We start from the raw sequence: 21785 nt of genomic DNA, 5'->3' as shown, positions 1-21785 counted from the left end.
TCATCCTTCGATCCAGACCCTAGGAGGCTCCGGTCGTGGAAAAGGGAGGGGTGGCGGTCAAAATCACTTCTGATCGCACCGGCATGGCTAAGAGCTCCCCACAGCGTTCCTCAATTCGTTCTCGGATCAGATCTATGGCAGCCCCATCCATCGGTTGATTGGGATTGAGATACACCACCACAAAAGACGTGCGGCCCACCTGCATCACGGTGAGATCCAACAGCCAACATGACAACCCGGCCAGCAAGTCTTCCAGAGCAAGTCGAGTGCTGCGGACGATCTCGGTTTCTGCAGATGCACCTGCTGCCTGTCCAAGCGAATTCAAAAAGGTCTGCACAGGATCTTTCAGGATGACCATGCTCACCACCAACACCAAGATTGAATCGGCGATCGGACTTAAAGACGCCAAAGGCGTCCCCTGTAGCAGCGGCGCGCCGAGCAAAGCAATGCCCGTAAGCCCACTGATCAAGGCATCAATACTCGCGGCCCTGGCCTCGGTCAAAAGCAATTGAGACTGACGGCCGGAGCGATTCCAATCATGGTGATGACGCCATGCCAGACCGCAGCAAATCGCCACCATCGAAATGGAGTAAAACGCTACGGGGCCCAGGGTGACCACGGCAATGGAACTTCCGCTTGCGTAATCAATCAACGTGCTCAGGCCACTGATCGCGGCAAAACTGAGGACACCGATCAAGACAAGTGAACGGAATAAGACGTACAAGGCTTCTTGACCGTCGTAGCCGTAGGGGTAGGCCCGGTCGGGAGGACGCACCACATTGCGACTAATCCTCGAAGCGACAAGACCTGAACCCACCATCACCGCGGAATAAAGACCATCGAGGAGAAGGGCATAGGACCCTGAAAGCAAGTGAACGCCAATCCCAGCCACGGCCATACAGGCGCTGGCATAGACGCCAATGCGTAACGAGCGGATTTCGATTTGACGCGCTTCAAGCGGTGCAAGCGACATTGGCTACCTGGCTCTCATCGATGGTTTGCTGAAGATCCGCCAAGGCTCTGTCGCGATAAGCCCCATAACGGGCTCGCTTCTCTTTAATGCGCTCCTGAAGTTCAGGCATCAAGCCAAAGTTAGGGGGCATCGGTTGAAATTTTCCAGACGGAGCCTCACTAATGAAATGGGTGAGTGCCCCAATCATCGTGGTGTGTGGCAACTGGATCGGGTCATGACCATGAACCAACCGTGCTGCATTCGTACCCGCCAACCAGCCTCCTGCAACAGCGGCTGCATATCCCTCAGTGCCTGTGATTTGACCAGCAGCGAGCAAATGAGGGCGGCGTCGAAACTGAAGAGTTGGCTCCAACAGTTCTGGAGCCTCCAAAAAGGTGTTGCGATGCATCACCCCAAAACGAACAAAATCGGCCTGCTCTAACCCTGGGATTAAACGCAGCACCCGTTTCTGTTCTCCCCACTTGAGATTGGTCTGGAAACCCACGAGATTCCAGAGCCTCCCATCCTTATCTTCCTGCCGCAATTGAACAACGGCATAGGCGCGTTTTGCGCGCCGCACATCACGGTCATTCACATCTCCCCAGCGCGGATCCCATAAACCAATTGGCTTGAGAGGTCCATAACGCATCGTGTCCTCTCCACGACGGGCCAACTCTTCAATCGGCAAGCAGCCCTCAAAAAAAGTGGCACTGTTCTTGTCAAAGTCCTTCAGTTCGGCTTGTTCGGCCTCCAGCAGGGCGGTTCGAAACGCCAAAAACTGGTCTCGATCCATTGGGCAATTGATGTAGTCGGCATCGCCCTTGTCGTAGCGACTGGCCCGAAAAGCCTTTGTCATATCAATACTTTCACCCTCAACGATCGGGCTCGCCGCATCGAAGAAATGGCAATCTTCTCGGCCTGTGAAAGCGCGTAGATCATCGGCCAACGCTTCACTGGTCAGAGGGCCTGTGGCCAACACGGTGATCTGATCAGGATCTGGCAGAGCTAGCTGCTCTTCTCGACGAATCGTTACCAAAGGGTGATCGTCTAGGGCAGATGTCAGTGCTGCGCTGTATCGGCCACGATCGACAGCAAGAGCTCCTCCGGCGGGAACGGAGTGATGATCAGCTGTTTGGATGACGAGTGATCCGAGGCGCCTTAACTCTTCCTGCAACAACCCTGATGCACGGTCACTACTGAGAGCTCCGAAGCTGTTGCTGCAAACAAGCTCAGCAAATTCAGAGCTGTGATGAGCGGGGGATCGCTTGATAGGGCGCATTTCCCAGAGCGTGACGGGAACGCCAGCGTTCGCGACCTGCCAAGCAGCTTCTGTACCGGCAAGGCCGGCACCAATCACAACAACCGAAGACTGTTCGCTCAAGGACGATGGAATCGAGAACTCAGCTCAACCCTATCGATCACCATCAAGCACGGCTTCGTTTGATCATCAGCTGGAGCTGCCCAACAGCAGCACGACCGATGTTGAACCCAGCCCAGGCAAGTGCCAGAAGGATCGGAGAAGCAACGAGCACGAGCCGAAGGTCCATGAGTTCATTCACAAAATCTTTTGGAGTTTAAGGACAGTCGGGAGAAGGGGGGATCAACAGTGGGCAGTCCGTTTGGTTTTGCAGCAATTGAGACCACTGCGCAGCTAGTTCGGCGTAGTGATCTGCGTGGCTCCACTGATCCTTGATTTCCTCCTGACCCAGCTCACGTTTCACCTTGGCAGGCACACCGGCTACAAGGGTTTGGGCTGGAACATCCTTCGTGACCACAGACCCAGCAGCAACAAGGGCCCCTCGCCCAACTGTGACGCCATTGAGCACAACGGCACCAATACCAATTAGACACCCAGCCTCTAGCGAAGCACCGTGAACAACGGCTCGATGTCCAATCGTCACGTTTTCAGCAATGTGAACGGGAAAAGTGGGATCGCCGTGCAAAACAGCTCCCTCCTGAACGTTGCTGCGAGCACCGATCTGAATTGGTGCCATATCACCACGGGCAACGGCCGTGGGCCAAATGCTTGCTCCTGAGCTCACAGTCACATCGGCCATCAGTACAGCTCCAGGTGCAATAAAGGCATCCGAAGCAATGCTGGGCTGGGGCCAAAGGTTGTCCATTCCTAACTCGGTGATCAGTATGGGAAGGAAATATCATGCGGGAGGATCGTTGAGTGATAACCTCCACAGGTGCCTGATTGGCATGCCCATGTGGCGGGTCGCTAGCTCAGCGGTAGAGCACTCGGCTTTTAACCGATTGGTCCTGAGTTCGAATCTCAGGCGACCCATTTGTTCAAAGCTAAACCTTTTTCCATTCTTTCTTAATGGTTTCAGGCAAAAGCTCCTTGGATCGAAAAAACCATGAAGTGCGTTGCGATCGTTGACGATGATCCACGAATACGAGAATTAATTCGGGATGAATTAATTGACGAGGGAGTGGAGCCTGTTGTTTGCCCGGACGGAGAAGCTTTACTGGAACTGCTAGATCAACGAAAAGTAGATTTAATTTTGCTAGATTTAATGATGCCAAAGATGGATGGCATGACCTGCCTGCAACGGCTGAGTGAGCGTCCCAATCTTGTTCCAGTGTTGGTTGTTACTGCCTTCAACGAAGATCAAAAACGGAGCGAAGCCAAGGCACTCGGCGCCAGCGATTTCATTCTCAAACCAGATTTATTCGAACTCCTACCTGAATTGCTGAAGCGATATCTCTAATCAGAATTCACCATCCCAGTGGATGACTTTGGGTGTGGAAATCGCAACGATACGACAAGGCCATTCAGGCCTGAGCTAGCTGTTGCTTGAGGAGACGAGCAACTTGCTGAGCCTCCCATTCCTTCCATCAGGCTCTTCACCAAAGGAAGCCCTAGCCCTCCTCCATCAGCAATGTCGGGATTTCGATGGTCCTGAATACGGGCAAATCGATCAAACACTGCAACACATTGATCCTCACTCTGAACCCCAGGACCGTTATCAATGAATAGCAGCTCTACGTAGGATTCAGTTCGAATCAATCGGATCTGAATCAACGGCTCGGAGCGACAAAAACGACAACTATTATCAAGCAAGTTATCAAGAATAGAATGCAAAGCATCCTGATCAATCTGAACTAGATAGTCATCAGCCTCATCAACAACATCGACCCAAAGACAACCTCTCAAACCAGAACTTAGCGTGACAGTCCACTGATCCAGAAAAATTCGCAAATCATCGACTTGTAACTTCCAACAGCGAGAATCAGCATCCAACTCAGAAAGCAACAAAAGATTATCAACCAGAGTTGCCATCCTTTGAGTTTCCGCAGTGGCATCAGACAGTGATTGTCGAACATTGTCAGAAAACTGTTGTTTACGCCTAAGCCGATGCAAATTGCCAGCAATAATTGCAAGCGGCGTTCTTAATTCATGAGCAAGATTGTTGATAAATTGTTGTTGCCTTGCCAAGGCTTTCTCCAATGGATCAAGATCACGAAATATCAGCAGAACAAACCTCTGATTCATTTGAATAATCAGACGCCAACTCACCGATCGCTTAATCAGTCTTGACTGATCAGGATCAATAACAGAACTAGAAAGTGCCTGCAATAGGAAGGTATTACGACCTTCAGCAGATCGGGCTTTATGTAGGGGGTGACTGGGCTCTTCCTCCCCCAAGGGACGTCGATCAAGATGATAAAAATTCAGCAAAGCGGAAAGTGGTCGACCAACCATCTGCAATGTGATTCCTCCTCCCCAAAGATCTGCGGCTTGCTGGTTGGCCCAGCGCACTGCAGAGGATTCGTCAACGATCAACATCGCTTCACCAGTCGAATCGAATGCAACTCGCAACAATCCGAGCGACTCCCTCATCTGCTGTATCAGCAATCTGGACTCTGGGGAAGCTGAAAAGCTGTCTTCAACAGGCATGGGGGCCCTCCAGGGGCCTCAGCGTTGCCGCAAAGCTCCAACCACCAGAATCGCCGCATTCTGCAACGATGAAATGTTCACTACGAATCTCTGCTCCATCACTACAAATGGTCGCCAACTCAAGAGGGTGATTCAGAAGCGTTGAGGTCTCTGTGAATTTGAACCGAGAGAAGCCTGCGTGATGAAGCTCACGGAACGATGCGGGCAAGATCATCCCAATGGTTTGACCTACCAAGCGATCGTCCCAGCCATAAACCAGGCGGAAGCGGTCATTAAACTCAACGACCTGACCCTGGGAATCGGTTCGTACAAAAGGGAGATTGTGTTTCTGCCTTAACGCATCAACCGCACCAGGAGTCCAGGATTCCGACATGCCCGGAAAAGCTTTTTGTCAGCTTAGACACGCATCTAAAGGATCAAGAGAACCCATTCCTTTAAAGTACGTGAGCTGCGGGGTGTAGCGCAGTTTGGTAGCGCGCCTGCTTTGGGAGCAGGATGTCGCAGGTTCGAATCCTGTCACCCCGATGCCCGAGACGTCAGTATTGACGGGCTCAGTTGCCGCCTCCCCAGGGCGGCTTTTTTGTAGCGTCAAGCCTTTGTCCCGTGAGCATTGACGGTCAAGAGCAGCGCCAAGCTTTTTTGACCTTGCCTAGACAAAGGGAAACGTCACTAATAGACGGCAACACGATGCACAAACGCAACGGAACTCCTGCGTGTACCGACTGGCTAAACGCAAGCGAAGTATCGGCACAACTACAACTCGGCATTGGATCCACCGCTTGACGCAGCCTGCAATGGGCTGGTGATCTAACGCCTGGAAAGCATTGGATCTACGCAAAAGGCAAGCCAAGTGGACCTATGCGGTTCAACGTGCCAGCGATCAGGGAATGGCAAGCCGCCAAAACGGTCAAAGCGTTCCACAACGCTAGCCGCATCAAGACCTATGGAGAGCACAACTGATGACTAACGACTGGGGTCAACCCTCTGCCCATTAGCAGCAGGGACCACGCCAAAAAACAGTATTTAAGCATGACTGGGGTGGTTTCGTCTTTCACGTCGCTGTGGTCAGATCCATGGCTTTTTTCACCTGGAATAGCTTTGGACCACAGCTCTTTATCCGTAATCAAGTCGAGCAAATCAAATGATCCGCTCCACATTCACCGCCGCAGCGCTCGCCTTCGCTGCCGCCCTCACATCAGCACCATCGCAAGCTGAAATCATCAAGGCTGAGTGCAAGCTCTCCAAGTATGGAGATTCTCCCCTCACTGAAATCTTTCCGTGTGAATTTCGCCAGTCCGCTGGCAACGCGCAGATCTGGAGCAAGAATTGGAATTTTGAATTCTTGGCAGTTGATCAGGGCAAGACTTATGTGCGGATAAATTCCAATCCGCTGTCGTTCCATCGCCTCGGCAAATACAGCCTCTTTGTCTTTCAGAACGGGATGCCCGCTCAAGAGTTCGAGCGCTGATCCTTCCTTAGAAACGAAATGGTTCACCCCATCTGGGGTGCCCAACCTGCGGTGCTTTGCCAGGTAGGTCAGACTCACCGTTTTTCATGCGACAAGCTCAATGGTCACACCTATTGAGAACTTTTCGCACTAACCAAGCCTCAAGCAGGCATAAAAATACGGATGTGACTCTTTGGACGGGGTCAACAGTCCCACAACCATCAATCTTTCGCGATTTAGAAGCCCGCGGAAGGTTGAGGGACATTGTCTTTTTTGATAGAACGATATTGAGACCTATTCGTTAGGTTTTCCTAGATCCCGTCCAGGACCAGGACTGCCCCGCAGAAAAATCTGTTGGGGCTTGCCTGACAAACTCAACCGGGGTTTTTATTGCATCAGGGAAACTTGATGCAGTGGCCCTAAACCAATGAACCTCGGCACTGAGAGGACGCTGGCTCGCCCCCAAACCGTGTCAATTGCCAAGTAGCACAAGCTTATCGGGGATTGATCAAGTTCCTTGAATGCACTGACGCCGGGACAACTGCACTGTGATGGCCGGCATGACCACCAAAACAGAAACCCGCACAGGACTGACGATCCGCAACTCGATGGCATGGAGGCTCTTTACGAGGCCATAGGCGCAATGCTCAAAGATGGCGCAGAAGACTGCACCTGAGGTTTCTTGATTCGTGGCCCGGTTGATCGGGCGGAACGTGTTCAAGACCTTCCCTTATAAGCAGACGATGCGCATCACCTTCGAACAGATCGTTTTTTTCTACCGAGGTGCACGAAGTAACGAGGCTGCTCCACGAACCGCCCAAATCGCCTTGAGGACCTGAACCGACTAAGTTCTAAAGATACTTGCATCGTGAGTTCAGGATTCAATCATTCATATAAAATGTTCTAGCAATAAACGCTCAGCACCTTTATTTTTTCGCAAGCAAAAAATTACCTGGGAGAGTCAAGCCCTCTACTCACTTATCAATTGCCGACCAAAGCAATTATCTGGTACAGAAAAAATGAGATTTAGTTTTGATCACTGGTCTTTTGATCTGCTTGGTGGATGCTTCGGGATCGCAATTGGGTTGGGCCTAGTTCGGTTTGATTTTGGAATTGTTGGCAGCCTGATGGTAGACGCTAAATGGATTAACATTGAAGATATTGGAAAACTAGCTGCAATCAATATGCTTGGCTATCTTGCAGGAGCTATTCAGCAGGCTTGCATCAAGCGCAGGCAGATTTCAAGCAGATTTGTATTTGCAGGACTAATAGTTATCATGATTTCTATTATTCTGGAGGGGAGATACATTAATCTCACAAGTCAATCAATTTTGCGATTACTGTGTGGATGGGGCGCTGCTCAGCTCGTTGCCGGACTGCCATCTGTCGCCCTTGAGCGTGTTCCTCCCAACTGGCGAAGACAAGCAACTGGGGTGATCATGAGCGGAGGTGGAGTTGGTGCACTTCTCGGAGCTGTAGCAATCGGAACTTTTTCTCCTACTTCTGCACCTACTGCATGGAATGTTCTTGCATTGCTGACCGCGTTTCTGAGTTTGCCGACAATAAAACTAATGTTAACAAACTTCAAGCTTCAGGCTAACTGCACAAAATCTAATTTCAAGGCCGCTAGTGATGTCAAATCAAAGAGCAAATCTAGGAGTCTTGGCCTTTCAATCTTATTCATTATCACGGGATTTGTCTTTATGCAGATAGGCCAGGTACCCGTAATTCTTTATGAACCATTGATTGCAATCAAGAAAATCGGCTTAACTCCCATAGTGTCTAGCAATGTAGATGGTCTATTCGGGTTTGGATTAATCATGGGCGGTTTAATACCTTCAATGACGACCTCAAGACTAACAACTAAGGCATTTTTACCACTTATATCTTTATTTGGATTATCGGGAGTCATTCTTTTTGGAGCGACACAACACGCATCAACACTGTCTATCTCTATTCTCTTGATTGGTGTTTGGGACATGATGATTGGTGCTTTGACTATAGATCGTCTTGGGCAATTATGCAATGAAGAGCTTCAGCGAAGATATTGGGCTTTTGCTACATCCTTTGGCTCACTGGGATTCATCATCTTCTCAACTTCAACATCTCAACTTTCAGCTACCAATATCAATCTTGTTCTTACGCTGGGAATTGTCGCAGTTGTGATTCACGTTCTTCTGGAATTCATGCAATGCTTAATTGTCATTAAGCCTAGGTCACCGATTGCTTCTTATGGATCAGACAAATAAGAGCAGAGATCGCAACAACTTCCCATTCACTAATTCCACTCAGCAAAGCGATTTTGTGCGGCTAGGCTACACCCACAACAGGTCCAGCTGCTTAGACCGAGCCGCCAAACCATTGACATCATCAACTCCACCTATGAAGCGAGCGTCATCTGCATATCGATAACCAATGCAGGAAATGCTAGACAGATATATTTCGAAAGAGCTGGAGTCAGCTCTGAATATCAAGCCTCAGATAGTTCAGTTGGTATACTTATAAAACCATATAGATTAAGCGGCAACAGTATGAAAAGATAAGTCAATGCAGACAGAAGTGTGTTCTCAATTTTTGGTAGCTCAGAGAGAAGTAAATGGACCTTTGGAATCTCAAATGACAAGGGGTATCAACCCCGTGCGAAGTCAGGTCGGGGAATCCGATTAAGTCATATTTGCATTCAATCATGTGCCCCTCTAGGAGCAGGGTTTGTTAATGCAGCGGGGAATGCTTTAAGGAGTTGCCTGTGATCAATAACCCTCGACACTCAGATGACGCTGGCTTTGCTGCAGGAGCTGCTGATGGAGCTACGGGCTAATAACGCTGAGGGCTTCAAGGGTGGGCATTGAACAGCTTGGAAGGATGTACTGGTGAAGTCGGGTCGGATTGGATGGTGCCTTTGTTGGTTGAAGAGGAGAGAGAGATGCTTATGGCTTGGCAGCTGGGCATAAGTCTTTAGTCCGTTTGGGGGATGCGCCTTCACCGCCCTTTCGGCGATGGCTACAAGTCTTGGCTGGTACTGGGAATTGAATAACTTGGACGCGATATAGGTGGTGAGGTCAAGTCCGAGTAGAGGAAGCCTTTGCTGGTTGTAGAAGAGACAGACAGGCTGATGGCTTGGCAATTGGACGAAAGTCACTAGCCACTGTGACAGTTAGGTCACTCTTACTCACTCAATACTCAGACAGAAATCACCCATATAGGGGAGCAAGAATTTTTAATTCCTGCTGATACTGATTCTATGACTAACCAACAAATCAGCACCAACCAGCGTGTGCTCTTCTTTGATCAGATCAGGGCGCTAATGATCGCGCTAGTCATTGCTGTCCATGTTCCAATGGCTTTTGGCATTAGTTGGATGGGAGTGCGTATTCCAATCGAGGGAGCTGCAGTGCCTTTCTTTGGAGGTATTAGCATCTGGTTTGGATATTTCTGCAACACCTTCTTCATCTATATGCTATTTCTGCTGTCGGGCTACTTTGTGCCGCGATCAGTACATAAGAAGGGCATAGCGAATTACCTCAAAGATCGTCTCCGGCGAATTGGAATTCCCTTTTTAATTGGTCTGTTCTTGATCAACAACACCGCATGGCTGTTAGGGAGGCTCTCGCCAGCAAGTCCCTTAGCCGACTTGCCCTGGAGCGACATACCTTTTAATCGCGTAGGAGTGCTTTGGTTTCTGGTGGTTCTCTTCGTCTTCGATTTGCTCTATTGCGCCTGGGTTGCGCTGCGAGGAGATCGCTTCTCTGTCGACACCTCCGTTCCCATACCCCGGCTTCGCTCTTGGCTCATCAGTGCCGTTGTCCTCGCGATCATTGAGGTGGTGCTAACGACAAGAACAGACCTATGGGCTGCTTTGAGAAGTACACCGTTAGATGGCCTGGGTTTCCAAGGCATGCACATTTTCACTTATGCATTTTTGTTTTTTCTGGGTAGTAAGGCATCGTTCCATCGCTGGCTGGAGCGACTTAACTCCCATCTGGTTGTGCGCTGGTTCCGCTTCTCCGTCGCATTGGCTCTCTGCCTTCTGGCGATCTCTCTAGTGCTGACCTTCAACGGCAGCATGTCATCTGAATCTGGCAAACTTACAATTTTGGGGGCTTTCCTGAATCCCTTCATCGGTTGGGGAATGATTGCCTATCTGTTGCTGTGGTTCCAGCGCAATGAAACCAAATACGGTCAGTGGTTAGCAACCGCTGGAATCGACAGCTTCGGCGCCTATATCATTCACCCACTGGTGCTCGTGGTATTGCTAGAGGCTATTGGTTTCATCGGGCTAAATCATTGGCTTATTGCAATAGCTGCATCAGCTATAGGAATCATAATCTCGTTCGGAATCAGCCATCAGCTCAGACGAATTCCATCTGTCGCCAGGATCATATAGATCACAAATCACATTCCTCCAGCGAATTATTTGCTGTTACGGCCAAGCAGTTAGTTTTGTCGTGTCCAGCTCTTTTGGGGACCCCTATCAATTGCTTTTTACCAAAGGCTTTTTAATAGCAATGAGAGATTTACAGATCGATGAAAGTGAATGAAAACAACTGGCATAAACCCTTGCCTCAAGCATTGACAATCCAATAAGCCGACAACGAGTTAACCTAAAGGCATGCATTTTTATTGATAAATCATTTTAAGTATTAGCGTTGTCCTATTAGAATTCACAACTCACTACAAAGTGCCACCACGCTTCAAGACGTTGCGTAGATCCATACCAGATGTCCCCAAATAAACCACCGTGGGCAGTGTCATCTTGAATCAAAGAGCGAGCACCTGTCAGCAGAGCTGACTCAACTGGAACCAATCCATCACCGAGACATCCATCATCATTAACGGCTCTTTGATAACTAGCTTTGGCACCTCTGCGGCTGAAACTCGATGCATGTTCACTCGATAAGTCCAGCTTTCCTGCGATAGAGACATAATCGACTCCAGATTCATAACAACCAGGAAAGCGACGGTCCACCATCGCCCTCAAAGGTGTTGCACGAGCCGCCTGATGGGGACTGCCGAGCGTAACCAAGCGATCACATCGAGTTGAACCGGCATAAACAATTCCCTGGAAAGGTTCATCGCTGAGAAAGAGACGCAACATCACTCCTCCGGAACTGTGCCCAATCAAGGTAACTTTTCCACTAGGTGACTGTTGTTGAACTTGTTTGACCATGTCATCCACACGGTCGATTGCGCGACGCCAACCAAATTTCCAAATGGTCAAAAACCAATCCAAACGAGTCATGGGAACCACCAGAACATCACAAACTCCCTGATGTTTCAGCCATTCAGCCATTGGTGCATAAGCCTCGGCTGTAATCAAAAACCCTCCAAGGATCACAACCGGCTGCTGAGGATCAATAGTCTTCACCGCTCGTATACATGGAATAACACCATCATCAACGAAGAAGGATGGTTAAGGAGTGATGACCTTGAGTCCTTAGGTGCCTCCCATCAGTAACTCCTGAAGCAAAGCCAGCATCATCTGAGTGTTGAGTGTTGAGTGTTGAGTGTTGAGTGTTGAGTGTTGAGTGTTGAGGGTTGAGGGTTGTTGGTTGAGGGCAGGCGCGTAAAGCATTCCTTGCTGATACAAAACCCCGCTCGTGGCGGGGCAGTGGATGGTGATTGCTTTGAGCGATGGACGCCAGGTCAAAGTCCAATGGTGCGCAGCCAACCCTCACCACTGATCAGTTCTGTCGCTGTCGCAGCAACGAATCCAATCATTGCGAGGCGTCCTATGAGCTTTTCTGTTCGCTCATGAAAGCCCCATCCCGCATCTGGTGCGGACACTTCCAGACGCCGCTCTTTGCTGTACACATTGCCCTGCTCTTCTCCATCTCTGGCGACAGGACTGGTTGGTGCGTAGATAAAAGCTCTACCGTTGTAACGGAGTGTGGTGGTGGTCATGGGTGTCTCCGAGAGGGACCCAAACGGTCTATGCCTGCTTCGATCCGCCAGGAAGATGGGTCAGCCGTCATTAGAGGGACGGTTAAACGAACTTGGCTGTCGGTCTCTACGGGAGCAAATTCACGGATTCTTCACTTCTGAGTACCACCTACTAGAAGAAAGCAATTTTCTAATGTACCGCTAACGTTCAAGCCCGCTTGATCTGCTGATGCCACCAGTGAGAGAGGCAAGAACCCTTCAATGCATGCTTGGCTTGGCGTTCCTGATCCTTGCTGAGTGCCTGTATTGGTTAGATCAAGTCCTTCAATCTAAAACTCATCTCACCAAGCTCATCTGCACTACTGCCATCCTCCTCAGCAATGGCAGGCAAGGCAGCAACAGAGATGCAGAAGTCAGAAGCCCTCTGGAAAAGACATCGAAACTTGGGGCAATCATTAGATGAAGTGAAGATGCCTAGCCTTTACCGCTAGTCAGTAAGAAATCCAAAGCCCCGATCCTGGCAGGGCGTGGAGAGATAGAGTCATGAATTCTGACAAAAAGTGTTGAGTGACGAAAACATTCGTGATTAGCGCCAGCCGACGTAGTTCTACATATTGATAAGCATCGAATGAGGAGTGGGATCAAAACCCTAAAATAATCACAGAAAGCATCACACCTAAAAATCTTGTCAACTGAAAGCAGGACATCATTTAGGGCCAGTCCTCGTTGTGAAACATGAAATGTTAACGTCAAAACGCATCTGCAATTTATCAACGAAAAAATGGTTTTCCTTCCCGTTGCTTGGACTACTACTTATTCCAATTTTCGGTCAGCCATCAAAGGCAAGACCCAATTCCAATACTTTTTGCGAGGAGGCCAAGATTGGCACTTACCTAATCGTTAGCCAAGGAAGCAAAAAAAACATCCCTCTTGGACAACTTCAACGAGAAACCTGGAATTCAGATGGCAGCTTAAAAGGAACACGTTTTCTCAGAGAGGGTAAAAAATACAGCACAAGTCATTACACAGGAAGATGGAAGAATGTTGACAATTGCAGTGTCAAGATAAACCGCAATGACGGCGGCATGGACAGCCATGCAATACTAAACTCCAACGGTCAACCGCATTTTGGCATCCTAGGGACACCTGGAGTGGTCGCAAGTGAACGTTGGTTTCCGCAATCAAACATGTCTTGCACAAAAGACACAATTACCGGTGAAATATTGAGCTTGCAGGAAGGCCATCAGTTCCAGAATGGTCGCTGGCAATCCAACAGAGTGATTCAAAGGGAGCAATGGATTGACTGGACGATGTCTGGGGTTGCAATTTCATCCTACTCGGGAAAGTTTGAAGTAGCCAGGTATCAAGGTAAATTCACTCAAATTAGTAATTGTATTGGAAGAATTCAACAACAGGATTCCTATGGAGTGACGTACGACTACATAGCCATTCTGCGCACCGACAGTAAGGGATATGCCTATTTACAAACACAGGGAGGTTCACTCACTGTGGCAATCCTTGAACATATCGAATCAAAATAAGTCGAAAAATCCTGATTTTAGAAAGGGAAGACTCGTAGGAAGGTCTACTGGCAGAAAAGCCTGGTCATAGAGCCCTACGACTAGGGAGATCAATAACGACAAGAACGGAACGCTTGATGAATTGTAGATACTTGAACATCGTCTGCATTCCCCCTGTTACGTCGATCAGTGAATCGGTGAAAATATTTGTACATGCTTGTTTAGCTAAGTTCTTAGTTCCATTGAAGAAAAGTCTTCATTCTTTCCAATAGGTATAGCCTTGAAGATAACCATAGACAAAGAAATCCTTAGGGAGCAAAGTTGGAGTGGGACGGGAGTCATCACCCGTAATGAGGCGGTCCTTCGAGGAAGCAACCGTCTTTCCCAGAGGAAGGGAGGTTGCCTTACCCCTTAGGCGACCCTCTTCCTTGATGGCTGATCCCCGTTACCAATTGCTTGAGAAATCATTTGGTCATAACAGGTCCAAATCCCATGAGACATCGCTGCTAACCGACCCCTCAAAGCAAAGACATGCTGTGTTTTAGTCTTTGACTTGATCTAGATGAGCGTCCAGTCTTGTCTGTTAAACAGACAGTCTTGACCGTTGAACATCTCGTTTATTGGGCGGGGCCGCACTACTGCTGCCACATTTGGGCAGTTGGGCGAGATGCCCACTACAGGTAATAGCAGATCATTTGAAAGAGAATCCCTCCCATTAACTTGGTCAAGAACCACAAGTACAACCACAAGCGCCAACGGCGTCATGACAAGGTTCATGATTGGGGTGACCACTTGCACAAGCATCAGAACAGTAGATCTGGCCATTTCTAGAAATAGCAGAAGAGCTGCTTACTTCACAGGTGCAGCGTGAGCAGGCACACTTGACGACTGTTACTGTCATTGACCTATTCCATCTATAGTAGTTTTAACAGCATAGGTAAATATAGAGCCTTAAAATTTCATGAGTGTTACACAATCAGATCGACAGTGAGAATGATTACCGTTTCTAGAGAATGACATTCAAAACGATAATTGTATTAATCGAAAGCAGCTCTTGATTGGTACTCCAGTGGAATCGGATGATGACGGAGGTGCGTTAAAGATTGAGCTAGACGCGAGTGATCACTGCTTGAGCAGACCCGTTAGTGGCAACTGACGATCACATGTCCCATGCAATACTCCTCGCCCATTAGAGAGTTGTCCTTTGTCAATGAGTCGGGTATTACCAATAAGCGGGTCGGCTATCACCCTTGTAAGACTTGAAACGGAGGCATAACTTTGATTCAGACGAGAGAAATCAATGGTCCTAACTGAAGTCGTGACACTGTCCATCTCAAATACTTGGGATGAATGGGTTCAAATTTTTGACAGTAAAGAAACCTCTGAGCTCCATGACCGTTACGCCATGCAAGTTCTTTTTCGTGGTGTTTCACCTAAGGATCCCAAGCAGGTACTGGTAATCATTCAAGCTCCTGAAGGAGCTACTGAACAATTCCTTCTTGACAATAGAGATTATGTAGAAACAAATGGAGCAGTGATGGATTCCGTGAACACAAGCATCTGGATTGGTTGAGCAAGCTAATTTCAATGCATTAAATCAGCATTCACGCATGCTGACAGGGAGAAACATCAATTAAAGCGATTCACAATACCAATACTCATAAAAGCCAAAGGAAGCATAGGGTTCCAACAATTAAACCTATTCAAATGATCAATAAATGATAGAATCCTCATGCTTATGACTCAAAAGTGATAGACAAAACGGCATTTGTCATTTTTCTGGAGACAAAAGAAAAACATGAGACATTAGCAAGAGAATGAAGCATCAAGATCACTGTTCATCAATCTGTCAAAATAGCGGCCAATGATTTAGAAAGCGATTGCATATCGAAAGGTTTTTGCAAGACTGCACTAAAACCACTTTTTTTATAATCTGCCAAGATTGAATCCTGGCTGTATCCACTAGCTACAATTGCCTTAATTGATGGGTTGACTGTTTTCAACTGATTAATAGCCCATATCCCTCCCTTACCTCCAGAAATAGTAAGATCGAGTATGACTAGATCAAACGGATTTCCAGCATCAAAGGCACTAAGATAAACATCTAAACACTCCTGACCATGCTCAGTGCTAACAACAGAATGGCCGTGTTCTTCAAGCATTAGGCGGAGCGATGATCTCACCATCTCTTCATCATCCATAATCAATATTCTGGCACGATCCAAAGGTTGTTGGTCAACAATAATCGACTTCACAGGAGTATTAACATTTCGAACAGCAGGCAAGGAAACACGAACAAGAGTTCCCTTGCCTAATTCACTTTTAATTTGCAAGTCGCCATCATGCCTTTTAACAATCCAATATGCACTTGTTAAGCCAAGACCTGTTCCATGGCTTTTGGTAGTAAAGAATGGATCAAAGATCTTGTCCATATCCGTTGGTTTGATGCCAATTCCAGAATCTGTAATTTCAACAACAACCATCTCTCTCAACTGTCCATCATTTCCATCCCATTCATTACAAATTTGTAGGTCAATTTGACCACCTTCTGGCATAGCTTGTTCGGCATTGAGAATAATGTTATTAAAAACTTGATGTATCTGTCCAGAATCAATGTCAACATTAGGCAATAATGACTGACAATTTAAAACACCTTTGACATTAGAACCGTGCAAGGTCATTTCCATTGCTTCCTTAACAACATCTTGCAATGCCCATATCGTTCTAACAGGATCTCCACCTTTGCTAAATGACAACATTTGCTTTGTTAAACCAGCTGCACGGAGACAAGCCTGACTCGCAATCTTCAAATACTTTGCGTCAATGCCATTATTCTTGTTTAATCTCTGGCTAAGATCAATATAACCCATAATAACCTGCAGAAGATTATTGAAATCATGCGCGAGACCTCCGGCGAGCCTGCCAATACTCTCCAATCTCTGAGCACGTAACAATTCAGAATCTAAACGTCTTCTATCTGTAAAGTCTTCCATTAAAACAATGGCCTCACCACTTTCGCGCTGATCAAATTTAACCTTCAGCCAACGTATTTCGCCATTTGAGTCTTTAAAGCGAACTTGACTATCCGAAAAATCATGAGCACTACTCTTAGCATTAGTAACAAGTATTCTCCACTTTTCTAAATCATCTAGCAAAACATATGAGTCAATCGCGGTCCCAATAGTAGAATCAATATCAAACCCTAATATTCTATTCCAAGCCATATTCACAAATTGAATTTCTCCTTTACCATGCCTATCAAAGCGAGCAACAATAACAGGAAGGTTAGTAAGAATATCTCTAATACTTCGTTCAGACTCTGCCAAGCGTTCAATTAGCCTTGACTGAGCTTCTGCTATAGCATCTGGATCATGATGACGATCTATGGACATCAGTCAGAATCACGAAGAATTCCATTGGCGAATTGATTATGATCTATCACATCAGTAAATAATGGAAAAATTTCCTTACAGAACATATCTTGTTCAACTGGAGTTCGACCAGAAGTACAGTCAGATAAGATCGTTACTTCAAACCCATTTTCCTTAGCCGCAAGTGCAGTGGCATTCACACAAAGAGAGGTCACGCAGCCTGCTATTACAAGTCGTTCTATTCCTTTCTTCTCAAGTAAATCTTTCAATTCTGTATTAGAAAATGCATTGAAACCTTTCTTTCCTGGAATAACATCAATTCGATCTCCATACTTTGCAATTTGCGGAATAGTTTCAGCACCAGGTGTGCCAGACTTGAATGCTTCAGCATCTTTGATTGCTTTCAAAATACCCATCGGATTCTCTATTTCATGATAAGTCTCACTAAACACAATTGGTGTATTAACAATAGTAACTGGTGAATCAATAATAGAATCAATTAGTTGAATTGTATGCTCAAGAGTTCCAGAAATACGATGAGATTCTTCAACAACAGAGAACAGAATGCCGTCAGGGTCAAAATAGTCCCGCTGAAAGCCAATAAGTAGTAAAGCAATATTACGCGAAGGCAGTGTAGACATAGGAGTAGGCAGCACTTGCAGAGTTATAATCTAAGCCATGAATACTAAAATGAATAATATCATTGCCAAATCCTCATAAAGAGAAAGAGATAATTCTGTCTGCATGGTGGCGCCGCACGCATCATGCCAGTATTTAAGCCATCAATCCAAGTGACCCCGACCTAAACTCTTTGAGAATTTTCCAATAAAATGTCTATATCAACTTCAAGTTGTTCGCGTATAAACGAAGCAACATTAGGGATTAGCCTAGACTGATCACAAACAACTGTCCAACTTAACCTACGGAAGTATACTTTTAATGTTGGCAGAGAATTAACAAGAATGAAAAATGACTATTTCCAGCATTCTAGAAAGGACTACTATGGTCCTCACGAGCAATGACAATAAAAGCTACAATTGTTAGCTCACACACGGCATTAACCAGCTTGGATGGGATGTGTCAGTTTACATTAAAGCCAAGTAGAAGCAAATTTGTTGCTAACAACAGTGCGGATAATTACCAATACTAGAAATCATGAAGGACAAAGCTTATCTATAAATCTTTGAAATTTCGTGTCACATGCGATCCCAAGCAGCCTTAGCAAGTGATCAATAATCCCGTAGTATATTTCAAATAATTCCATTATGTCTATATAGCCACAACTGCCATCAAAGTAAATCCAGCAACCGCTCCCACAAATTCCCTCTGATTACAACAACGAACGATCATTGGACTGGTAGCTAAACCATGCAACGTACCAAAAAATAAAAATGTTCCAGCAGCTACAGCACTAATTGAAGCTTCAACCAAAGGATAGGCCTTAGCTGCTCCGCTCACGGACTGGCCAAGCAAGGCACCAAGCGGAAACATCGCAACAAAAAACATAAACAAGCACCAAACAGACGATAAAGAAAATTGAGACCTGCTTAGCTCAAGACCTAAGGCAAAACTTGCAGAACCTTTGTGAGCAAGAACTGCAACAAAAATCACCATTGTCAATGCAGCTGATATTGATATTCCAAAAGCAGCACCCATCAACAGCGAGTGAATTGAAAGCATCAGCACAGCCGAAAAAGCTACAAGCTTTTTGTTTCCTGCTGGGCTTGCACTGCTCTGATTAGCCAGATGTTCGATCCAGAGCAGTAGCAACATCACAGCACCACAGATCACCATTGCGAAGGGGTAGTTGACGTTTGCAGCGACAAAAGCTCCCTCAGCATCGCCAAGCATATGAATGAGCCCAGCTCCAAGAAAAATCCCAGCAGCGAAAGCTTCGCCAAAACCTAGGGCTGGTTTATGAAGATCGGAACCCTTAGCTCGTATGGCAGATCTGCCAGCTGCAAGAGAAACAAGGACGACAACTACGACCAACAGCGGTTTCAAGGCCATACCAGACATTTGCGTTAGCAAGAATGATTCTCATTCTCGCAAACAGGTCCTCGCACACTTTCCGCTGCTGCAAAAAGTACAATTGGACTGAGATTCTGCAGACAATAAAAACCCCTCAAAAAGAGGGGCAAAACAAAAAAGGCGTGGTGGATAGAAGTTGATAAGCTATTTGGAATGTGCAGTAGATTCTAGATTTGATTGCAAACAGTTTAGGCCAATGTAATGAAGTCCAATATCAGCTTTACCATCACAGTCTAAACCTTTACCATTGCCAATAGGTGGATCAATATTGACCAACACATGACCTGGATCGGAGGAATCTTCTCGATATCTAATCATGGCTTCCCCAGAATGACACTTAACACTACTCATACGCCTTACGACAGCCATCTTTGTGATTAGTAGCTTACTGGTTGCACCAGAATTCATACAAATAGCCCTAGTCATCTCTGCCTTATTGTTAACAGACATAAGATTGAGATTTTTGTTAACTGGTTTCGCTTGTACCTGTCCCGAGAGAATGAAGCCAGCAAGAATTGCGAGTCCCACACGTTGATTTGACAAAATTGAAAAGACTAAGTCTCCTCCCTCATAGCAAGAATCGAAAATCCCCGCCATTGGCAGATCAAGTATTTTTTGTCGAAGGATAAATAGTGAAACAAACAACCCACTAGTGTTCCTTTGTAAGGCTCTATCGATAACTAATACTATGCCACCTAAAGCGGTGAATTTTAGCCATACTTGAGTGATTCTCAGTCCTGGATGGACTTTATGGAAATTGAAGAGGTGAACCGTCCTGGGCCTGTTCAGAAATTGCCAACAACCCCATCTCCACATCCCATAGAAGGGTGGAGTGCTCAGCTGACATCTCTCGCGAAAGGGCTAGAGGCTCACTCCCAGCTACCAGGCCATCAGCCTGTCTGTCTCTACGAGGCACTTGTTACCTGCATCTATTCACAGCCGTATGCGCTTCATTAGCTACACCAACTAACAACAAGTGTTCAATCAAAATGTGCGGTTAGCTCTCACGATCAACCTTCGCTAGATTTTGATGGTTAAGCACCCGGTTTGGATGACTTGGTGGCGCATGCAGTGAGTCGCCCCTGGACAGGGTGGCTTTTTTTTGCTTCTTAAAATATTGGGGGCTATCTAGACACTCGCATATCCATGAGTCGACTTTGCATTGAAGTCCTAACTGGAGTGTTGAGGCCTCTTAAGAAGAAGAGCAACATTAAGAAGGCGACCGTTTTGTGATGACTTAACGAGGTTGTGGCAATCGAAGTGGGCGCAAATCATTGGATGGACCTCCGCTGTTTCATCCCCTTTATGCCATTCGAAACTAGGTGCTATCCGAATCATGTAGTCATCTACCTTTTGAGCTCAAAATGTCATGAACAGGATTTGAAGTACAGCCAGCATGATCTGAATGATGGTCCCTTCTTGACAGTTCATCACAGCCAGCCTTCACAGTTGGGCTTCTATTTTTTTTGACATTAATCGGACGGCTGCTCCAGTGAGTGTGGTGCGGATCATTTGTTCTAGGTCCGTTTGCTTATGCCTTCAAGCCGCTTATTTCTGGATGTAATACGACGTAGGAAGACCAACTGCACCTGCATAAAAAACCAATACTTTGGCCACGTCAGTTCCCGTATTCTCACAGGTATGTAGATCATTTTTGAATGTTGTTGGGAGAACGTCCCCTTCTACAAAGCGCTTGGCAGGTCCCTTCAAAGGAACCGCGCATAAAAGTTCTCCTTGTTGAATCAGTGCAGCTCCCGGCATGTCATGGGAGTGTGGTTTTGATTTGGCTCCTGGCTGGAAGAGGATTGTTTTGACAGTGATCAGTGGCGTGCCTTGGGGATATTTGTACTGATCACCCTTCCAGGAAGAGGATGCTTGCAGAACCACCTCAGAAGCGATGGGATCAGGCTGTTGCTCGACCTGTTCGGCAAGAACCCTCTGAGTACCGCTGGCAACTAAGAGCAGTGTTGCAGCGGTCAGTGTGATGCGGATCATTGTTTCTTAGAGATTGGCGAAAACTTGTTCTTTGGTGCGATGAATGGGTGATTCCTCCTTACTTAAAGAATGAGCACCTGTGCTGCCCCCGAGCTTTTTCCGGCCTTTGCCTCCATCGCAACACACAGGATCGATCCGAGGGTTACATCATTCTTGCAATAACGGCGATCTGCTGCTCACGCAAAAACAGATGAAATCGAAGTGGTGTCAACAACGATTCGGACTATGTGAAGAGACAAAAGAAAACCCCGCCAAAGGCGGGGTCTCTCGGCTTCTCGTTAGACGTGTTTCCTAGTTTCCACTCCGTGAAGAAGCCCTCCTCACATCGAAATAATGCCAGAGAAAACCCAATAAGCAAGAACCTACGTCTTGGTTGATTGACTGAACTACAGAATGTCCTCAGCTTGTGGTTTAAAAGTTCTAAAAGAGTTTGGCTCTTCAGACCCCAGAAGAAGGTTAGTCGCCTTCTGTATTGCCTGATTGATCAAGGCAGACGAAGGAACCAACGGTGCAAGAGGTCAAGACAATGAAGCCAAGAGGGCTCACCTTTTTCATGCGTCACGCTCAATCGTCACAACTATTGAGAGCTTTTCGCACTAACAGAGACTCAGGCGGACGCAAAATGAAATAGTGACTCTTTGGACGGGGTCAACAGTCCCACAACCATCAATCTTTCGCGATT

At 46.9% G+C, this 21785-nt stretch carries 24 protein-coding genes and 2 tRNA genes; 8 read left to right on the top strand and 18 right to left on the bottom strand.

The window, feature by feature from the left end; genetic code table 11:
- Positions 1-19: 19 nt before the first annotated feature.
- The 4 genes from SIC18_RS08330 to SIC18_RS08315 are packed head-to-tail and all read right to left on the bottom strand — an operon-like array spanning position 20 to position 3075.
- Entirely contained in the window at positions 20-973 is a 954-nt protein-coding gene (locus tag SIC18_RS08330; RefSeq protein ID WP_048346309.1) for a cation transporter, read from the bottom strand.
- Entirely contained in the window at positions 954-2333 is a 1380-nt protein-coding gene (trmFO, locus tag SIC18_RS08325) for an FADH(2)-oxidizing methylenetetrahydrofolate--tRNA-(uracil(54)-C(5))-methyltransferase TrmFO (RefSeq protein WP_413429299.1), read from the bottom strand. The genes SIC18_RS08330 and trmFO overlap by 20 nt, the downstream gene beginning before the upstream one ends.
- A 43-nt stretch (positions 2334-2376) precedes the next feature.
- Positions 2377-2499: a photosystem II protein Y gene (locus SIC18_RS08320; protein ID WP_006852358.1), complete on the bottom strand. Its 123-nt coding sequence runs from the start codon at positions 2497-2499 to the stop codon at positions 2377-2379.
- A 27-nt stretch (positions 2500-2526) separates the two neighbouring features.
- Positions 2527-3075 carry a gamma carbonic anhydrase family protein gene (locus SIC18_RS08315; RefSeq protein WP_413429297.1) on the bottom strand — a complete coding sequence of 183 codons (549 nt, stop codon included), beginning with the start codon at positions 3073-3075 and terminating at the stop codon, positions 2527-2529.
- A gap of 95 nt (positions 3076-3170) precedes the next feature.
- Here SIC18_RS08315 and SIC18_RS08310 point away from each other — a divergent pair.
- Positions 3171-3242: transfer RNA gene (locus SIC18_RS08310), tRNA-Lys, on the top strand.
- 73 nt (positions 3243-3315) lie between these two features.
- Positions 3316-3669, top strand: coding sequence for a response regulator transcription factor (locus tag SIC18_RS08305; RefSeq protein WP_048346306.1), 354 nt, complete (start codon positions 3316-3318; stop codon positions 3667-3669).
- Here SIC18_RS08305 and SIC18_RS08300 read toward each other — a convergent pair.
- Positions 3666-4859, bottom strand: a complete 1194-nt coding sequence (locus SIC18_RS08300) for an ATP-binding protein (protein WP_413429296.1) — start codon at positions 4857-4859, stop codon at positions 3666-3668. The two genes, SIC18_RS08305 and SIC18_RS08300, sit on opposite strands and share 4 nt — an antisense overlap.
- A complete protein-coding gene (locus tag SIC18_RS08295) occupies positions 4849-5232 on the bottom strand; it encodes a PAS domain-containing protein (protein WP_413429295.1) in 384 nt (127 codons plus the stop codon). The genes SIC18_RS08300 and SIC18_RS08295 overlap by 11 nt, the downstream gene beginning before the upstream one ends.
- A gap of 78 nt (positions 5233-5310) precedes the next feature.
- Here SIC18_RS08295 and SIC18_RS08290 point away from each other — a divergent pair.
- Positions 5311-5384, top strand: a tRNA-Pro gene (locus SIC18_RS08290).
- Between the two features lie 616 nt (positions 5385-6000).
- A complete protein-coding gene (locus SIC18_RS08285; RefSeq protein WP_413429294.1) occupies positions 6001-6327 on the top strand; it encodes a hypothetical protein in 327 nt (108 codons plus the stop codon).
- A gap of 487 nt (positions 6328-6814) precedes the next feature.
- On the opposite strand, the gene SIC18_RS08280 is transcribed toward SIC18_RS08285, so the two are convergent.
- Positions 6815-7027: a hypothetical protein gene (locus tag SIC18_RS08280; RefSeq protein WP_413429292.1), complete on the bottom strand. Its 213-nt coding sequence runs from the start codon at positions 7025-7027 to the stop codon at positions 6815-6817.
- 298 nt (positions 7028-7325) lie between these two features.
- Here SIC18_RS08280 and SIC18_RS08275 point away from each other — a divergent pair, with 298 nt between their 5' ends.
- Positions 7326-8555, top strand: coding sequence for a YbfB/YjiJ family MFS transporter (locus tag SIC18_RS08275; RefSeq protein WP_413429291.1), 1230 nt, complete (start codon positions 7326-7328; stop codon positions 8553-8555).
- 518 nt (positions 8556-9073) lie between these two features.
- Here SIC18_RS08275 and SIC18_RS08270 read toward each other — a convergent pair.
- A complete protein-coding gene (locus tag SIC18_RS08270; protein ID WP_413429289.1) occupies positions 9074-9445 on the bottom strand; it encodes a hypothetical protein in 372 nt (123 codons plus the stop codon).
- 102 nt (positions 9446-9547) lie between these two features.
- Between SIC18_RS08270 and SIC18_RS08265 the strand changes: the two genes are divergently transcribed.
- A complete protein-coding gene (locus SIC18_RS08265; protein WP_413429288.1) occupies positions 9548-10690 on the top strand; it encodes an acyltransferase family protein in 1143 nt (380 codons plus the stop codon).
- Between the two features lie 270 nt (positions 10691-10960).
- On the opposite strand, the gene SIC18_RS08260 is transcribed toward SIC18_RS08265, so the two are convergent.
- The 3 genes from SIC18_RS08260 to SIC18_RS08250 all read right to left on the bottom strand — a co-directional run bounded on the left by SIC18_RS08260 (position 10961) and on the right by SIC18_RS08250 (position 12207).
- Positions 10961-11671: an alpha/beta fold hydrolase gene (locus tag SIC18_RS08260; RefSeq protein WP_413429286.1), complete on the bottom strand. Its 711-nt coding sequence runs from the start codon at positions 11669-11671 to the stop codon at positions 10961-10963.
- Positions 11672-11740: 69 nt separating this feature from the next.
- The gene (locus SIC18_RS08255) at positions 11741-11953 is read right to left on the bottom strand and encodes a hypothetical protein (protein WP_413429285.1); all 213 of its coding nucleotides are present in this window, start codon (positions 11951-11953) and stop codon (positions 11741-11743) included.
- Entirely contained in the window at positions 11950-12207 is a 258-nt protein-coding gene (locus SIC18_RS08250) for a high light inducible protein (protein WP_413429284.1), read from the bottom strand. The genes SIC18_RS08255 and SIC18_RS08250 overlap by 4 nt, the downstream gene beginning before the upstream one ends.
- A gap of 719 nt (positions 12208-12926) precedes the next feature.
- Here SIC18_RS08250 and SIC18_RS08245 point away from each other — a divergent pair.
- Positions 12927-13727: a hypothetical protein gene (locus SIC18_RS08245; protein WP_048348094.1), complete on the top strand. Its 801-nt coding sequence runs from the start codon at positions 12927-12929 to the stop codon at positions 13725-13727.
- A gap of 703 nt (positions 13728-14430) precedes the next feature.
- Here SIC18_RS08245 and SIC18_RS08240 read toward each other — a convergent pair.
- The gene (locus SIC18_RS08240) at positions 14431-14607 is read right to left on the bottom strand and encodes a conjugal transfer protein TrbI (RefSeq protein WP_071840730.1); all 177 of its coding nucleotides are present in this window, start codon (positions 14605-14607) and stop codon (positions 14431-14433) included.
- 417 nt (positions 14608-15024) lie between these two features.
- On the opposite strand from SIC18_RS08240, the gene SIC18_RS08235 reads away from it, so the two are divergent.
- Complete coding sequence (locus tag SIC18_RS08235; RefSeq protein ID WP_245407286.1) at positions 15025-15279, top strand: DUF3764 family protein; 255 nt, start codon at positions 15025-15027, stop codon at positions 15277-15279.
- 268 nt (positions 15280-15547) lie between these two features.
- On the opposite strand, the gene SIC18_RS08230 is transcribed toward SIC18_RS08235, so the two are convergent.
- From SIC18_RS08230 to SIC18_RS08205, 6 genes are all read right to left on the bottom strand, one after another.
- Positions 15548-17098, bottom strand: a complete 1551-nt coding sequence (locus tag SIC18_RS08230; protein ID WP_053068522.1) for an ATP-binding protein — start codon at positions 17096-17098, stop codon at positions 15548-15550.
- Complete coding sequence (locus tag SIC18_RS08225; protein ID WP_048348092.1) at positions 17098-17718, bottom strand: cysteine hydrolase; 621 nt, start codon at positions 17716-17718, stop codon at positions 17098-17100. Before SIC18_RS08225 ends, SIC18_RS08230 begins: the two co-directional genes overlap by 1 nt.
- A gap of 628 nt (positions 17719-18346) precedes the next feature.
- Positions 18347-19096 (bottom strand): ZIP family metal transporter, encoded by a 750-nt coding sequence (locus SIC18_RS08220; RefSeq protein ID WP_413429281.1) that lies wholly within the window; start codon positions 19094-19096, stop codon positions 18347-18349.
- A 156-nt stretch (positions 19097-19252) separates the two neighbouring features.
- Complete coding sequence (locus tag SIC18_RS08215; RefSeq protein WP_413429280.1) at positions 19253-19705, bottom strand: hypothetical protein; 453 nt, start codon at positions 19703-19705, stop codon at positions 19253-19255.
- A gap of 151 nt (positions 19706-19856) precedes the next feature.
- Positions 19857-20024: a hypothetical protein gene (locus SIC18_RS08210; protein ID WP_157028558.1), complete on the bottom strand. Its 168-nt coding sequence runs from the start codon at positions 20022-20024 to the stop codon at positions 19857-19859.
- 632 nt (positions 20025-20656) lie between these two features.
- Complete coding sequence (locus tag SIC18_RS08205) at positions 20657-21103, bottom strand: cupin domain-containing protein (RefSeq protein ID WP_413429279.1); 447 nt, start codon at positions 21101-21103, stop codon at positions 20657-20659.
- Positions 21104-21785 lie beyond the last annotated feature (682 nt).

Source organism: Synechococcus sp. Cu2B8-bc1011 (genome assembly GCF_047302735.1).
Classification (GTDB): Bacteria; Cyanobacteriota; Cyanobacteriia; order PCC-6307; family Cyanobiaceae; genus Synechococcus_C.
This window is presented reverse-complemented; position numbering and strand designations above follow the sequence as displayed.

Bases quoted from the DNA above. Each gene is read 5' to 3' on its own strand.
- SIC18_RS08330 (WP_048346309.1), bottom strand. From the start codon at position 973: ATGTCGCTTGCACCGCTTGAAGCGCGTCAAATCGAAATCCGCTCGTTA.
- SIC18_RS08220 (WP_413429281.1), bottom strand. From the start codon at position 19,096: ATGTCTGGTATGGCCTTGAAACCGCTGTTGGTCGTAGTTGTCGTCCTT.
- SIC18_RS08300 (WP_413429296.1), bottom strand. From the start codon at position 4,859: ATGCCTGTTGAAGACAGCTTTTCAGCTTCCCCAGAGTCCAGATTGCTG.
- SIC18_RS08305 (WP_048346306.1), top strand. From the start codon at position 3,316: ATGAAGTGCGTTGCGATCGTTGACGATGATCCACGAATACGAGAATTA.
- SIC18_RS08265 (WP_413429288.1), top strand. From the start codon at position 9,548: ATGACTAACCAACAAATCAGCACCAACCAGCGTGTGCTCTTCTTTGAT.
- SIC18_RS08240 (WP_071840730.1), bottom strand. From the start codon at position 14,607: ATGACAGTAACAGTCGTCAAGTGTGCCTGCTCACGCTGCACCTGTGAA.
- SIC18_RS08215 (WP_413429280.1), bottom strand. From the start codon at position 19,705: ATGGCGGGGATTTTCGATTCTTGCTATGAGGGAGGAGACTTAGTCTTT.
- SIC18_RS08205 (WP_413429279.1), bottom strand. From the start codon at position 21,103: ATGATCCGCATCACACTGACCGCTGCAACACTGCTCTTAGTTGCCAGC.
- SIC18_RS08295 (WP_413429295.1), bottom strand. From the start codon at position 5,232: ATGTCGGAATCCTGGACTCCTGGTGCGGTTGATGCGTTAAGGCAGAAA.
- SIC18_RS08230 (WP_053068522.1), bottom strand. From the start codon at position 17,098: ATGTCCATAGATCGTCATCATGATCCAGATGCTATAGCAGAAGCTCAG.
- SIC18_RS08225 (WP_048348092.1), bottom strand. From the start codon at position 17,718: ATGTCTACACTGCCTTCGCGTAATATTGCTTTACTACTTATTGGCTTT.
- SIC18_RS08275 (WP_413429291.1), top strand. From the start codon at position 7,326: ATGAGATTTAGTTTTGATCACTGGTCTTTTGATCTGCTTGGTGGATGC.
- SIC18_RS08315 (WP_413429297.1), bottom strand. From the start codon at position 3,075: ATGGACAACCTTTGGCCCCAGCCCAGCATTGCTTCGGATGCCTTTATT.
- SIC18_RS08250 (WP_413429284.1), bottom strand. From the start codon at position 12,207: ATGACCACCACCACACTCCGTTACAACGGTAGAGCTTTTATCTACGCA.
- SIC18_RS08285 (WP_413429294.1), top strand. From the start codon at position 6,001: ATGATCCGCTCCACATTCACCGCCGCAGCGCTCGCCTTCGCTGCCGCC.
- SIC18_RS08245 (WP_048348094.1), top strand. From the start codon at position 12,927: ATGTTAACGTCAAAACGCATCTGCAATTTATCAACGAAAAAATGGTTT.
- SIC18_RS08320 (WP_006852358.1), bottom strand. From the start codon at position 2,499: ATGGACCTTCGGCTCGTGCTCGTTGCTTCTCCGATCCTTCTGGCACTT.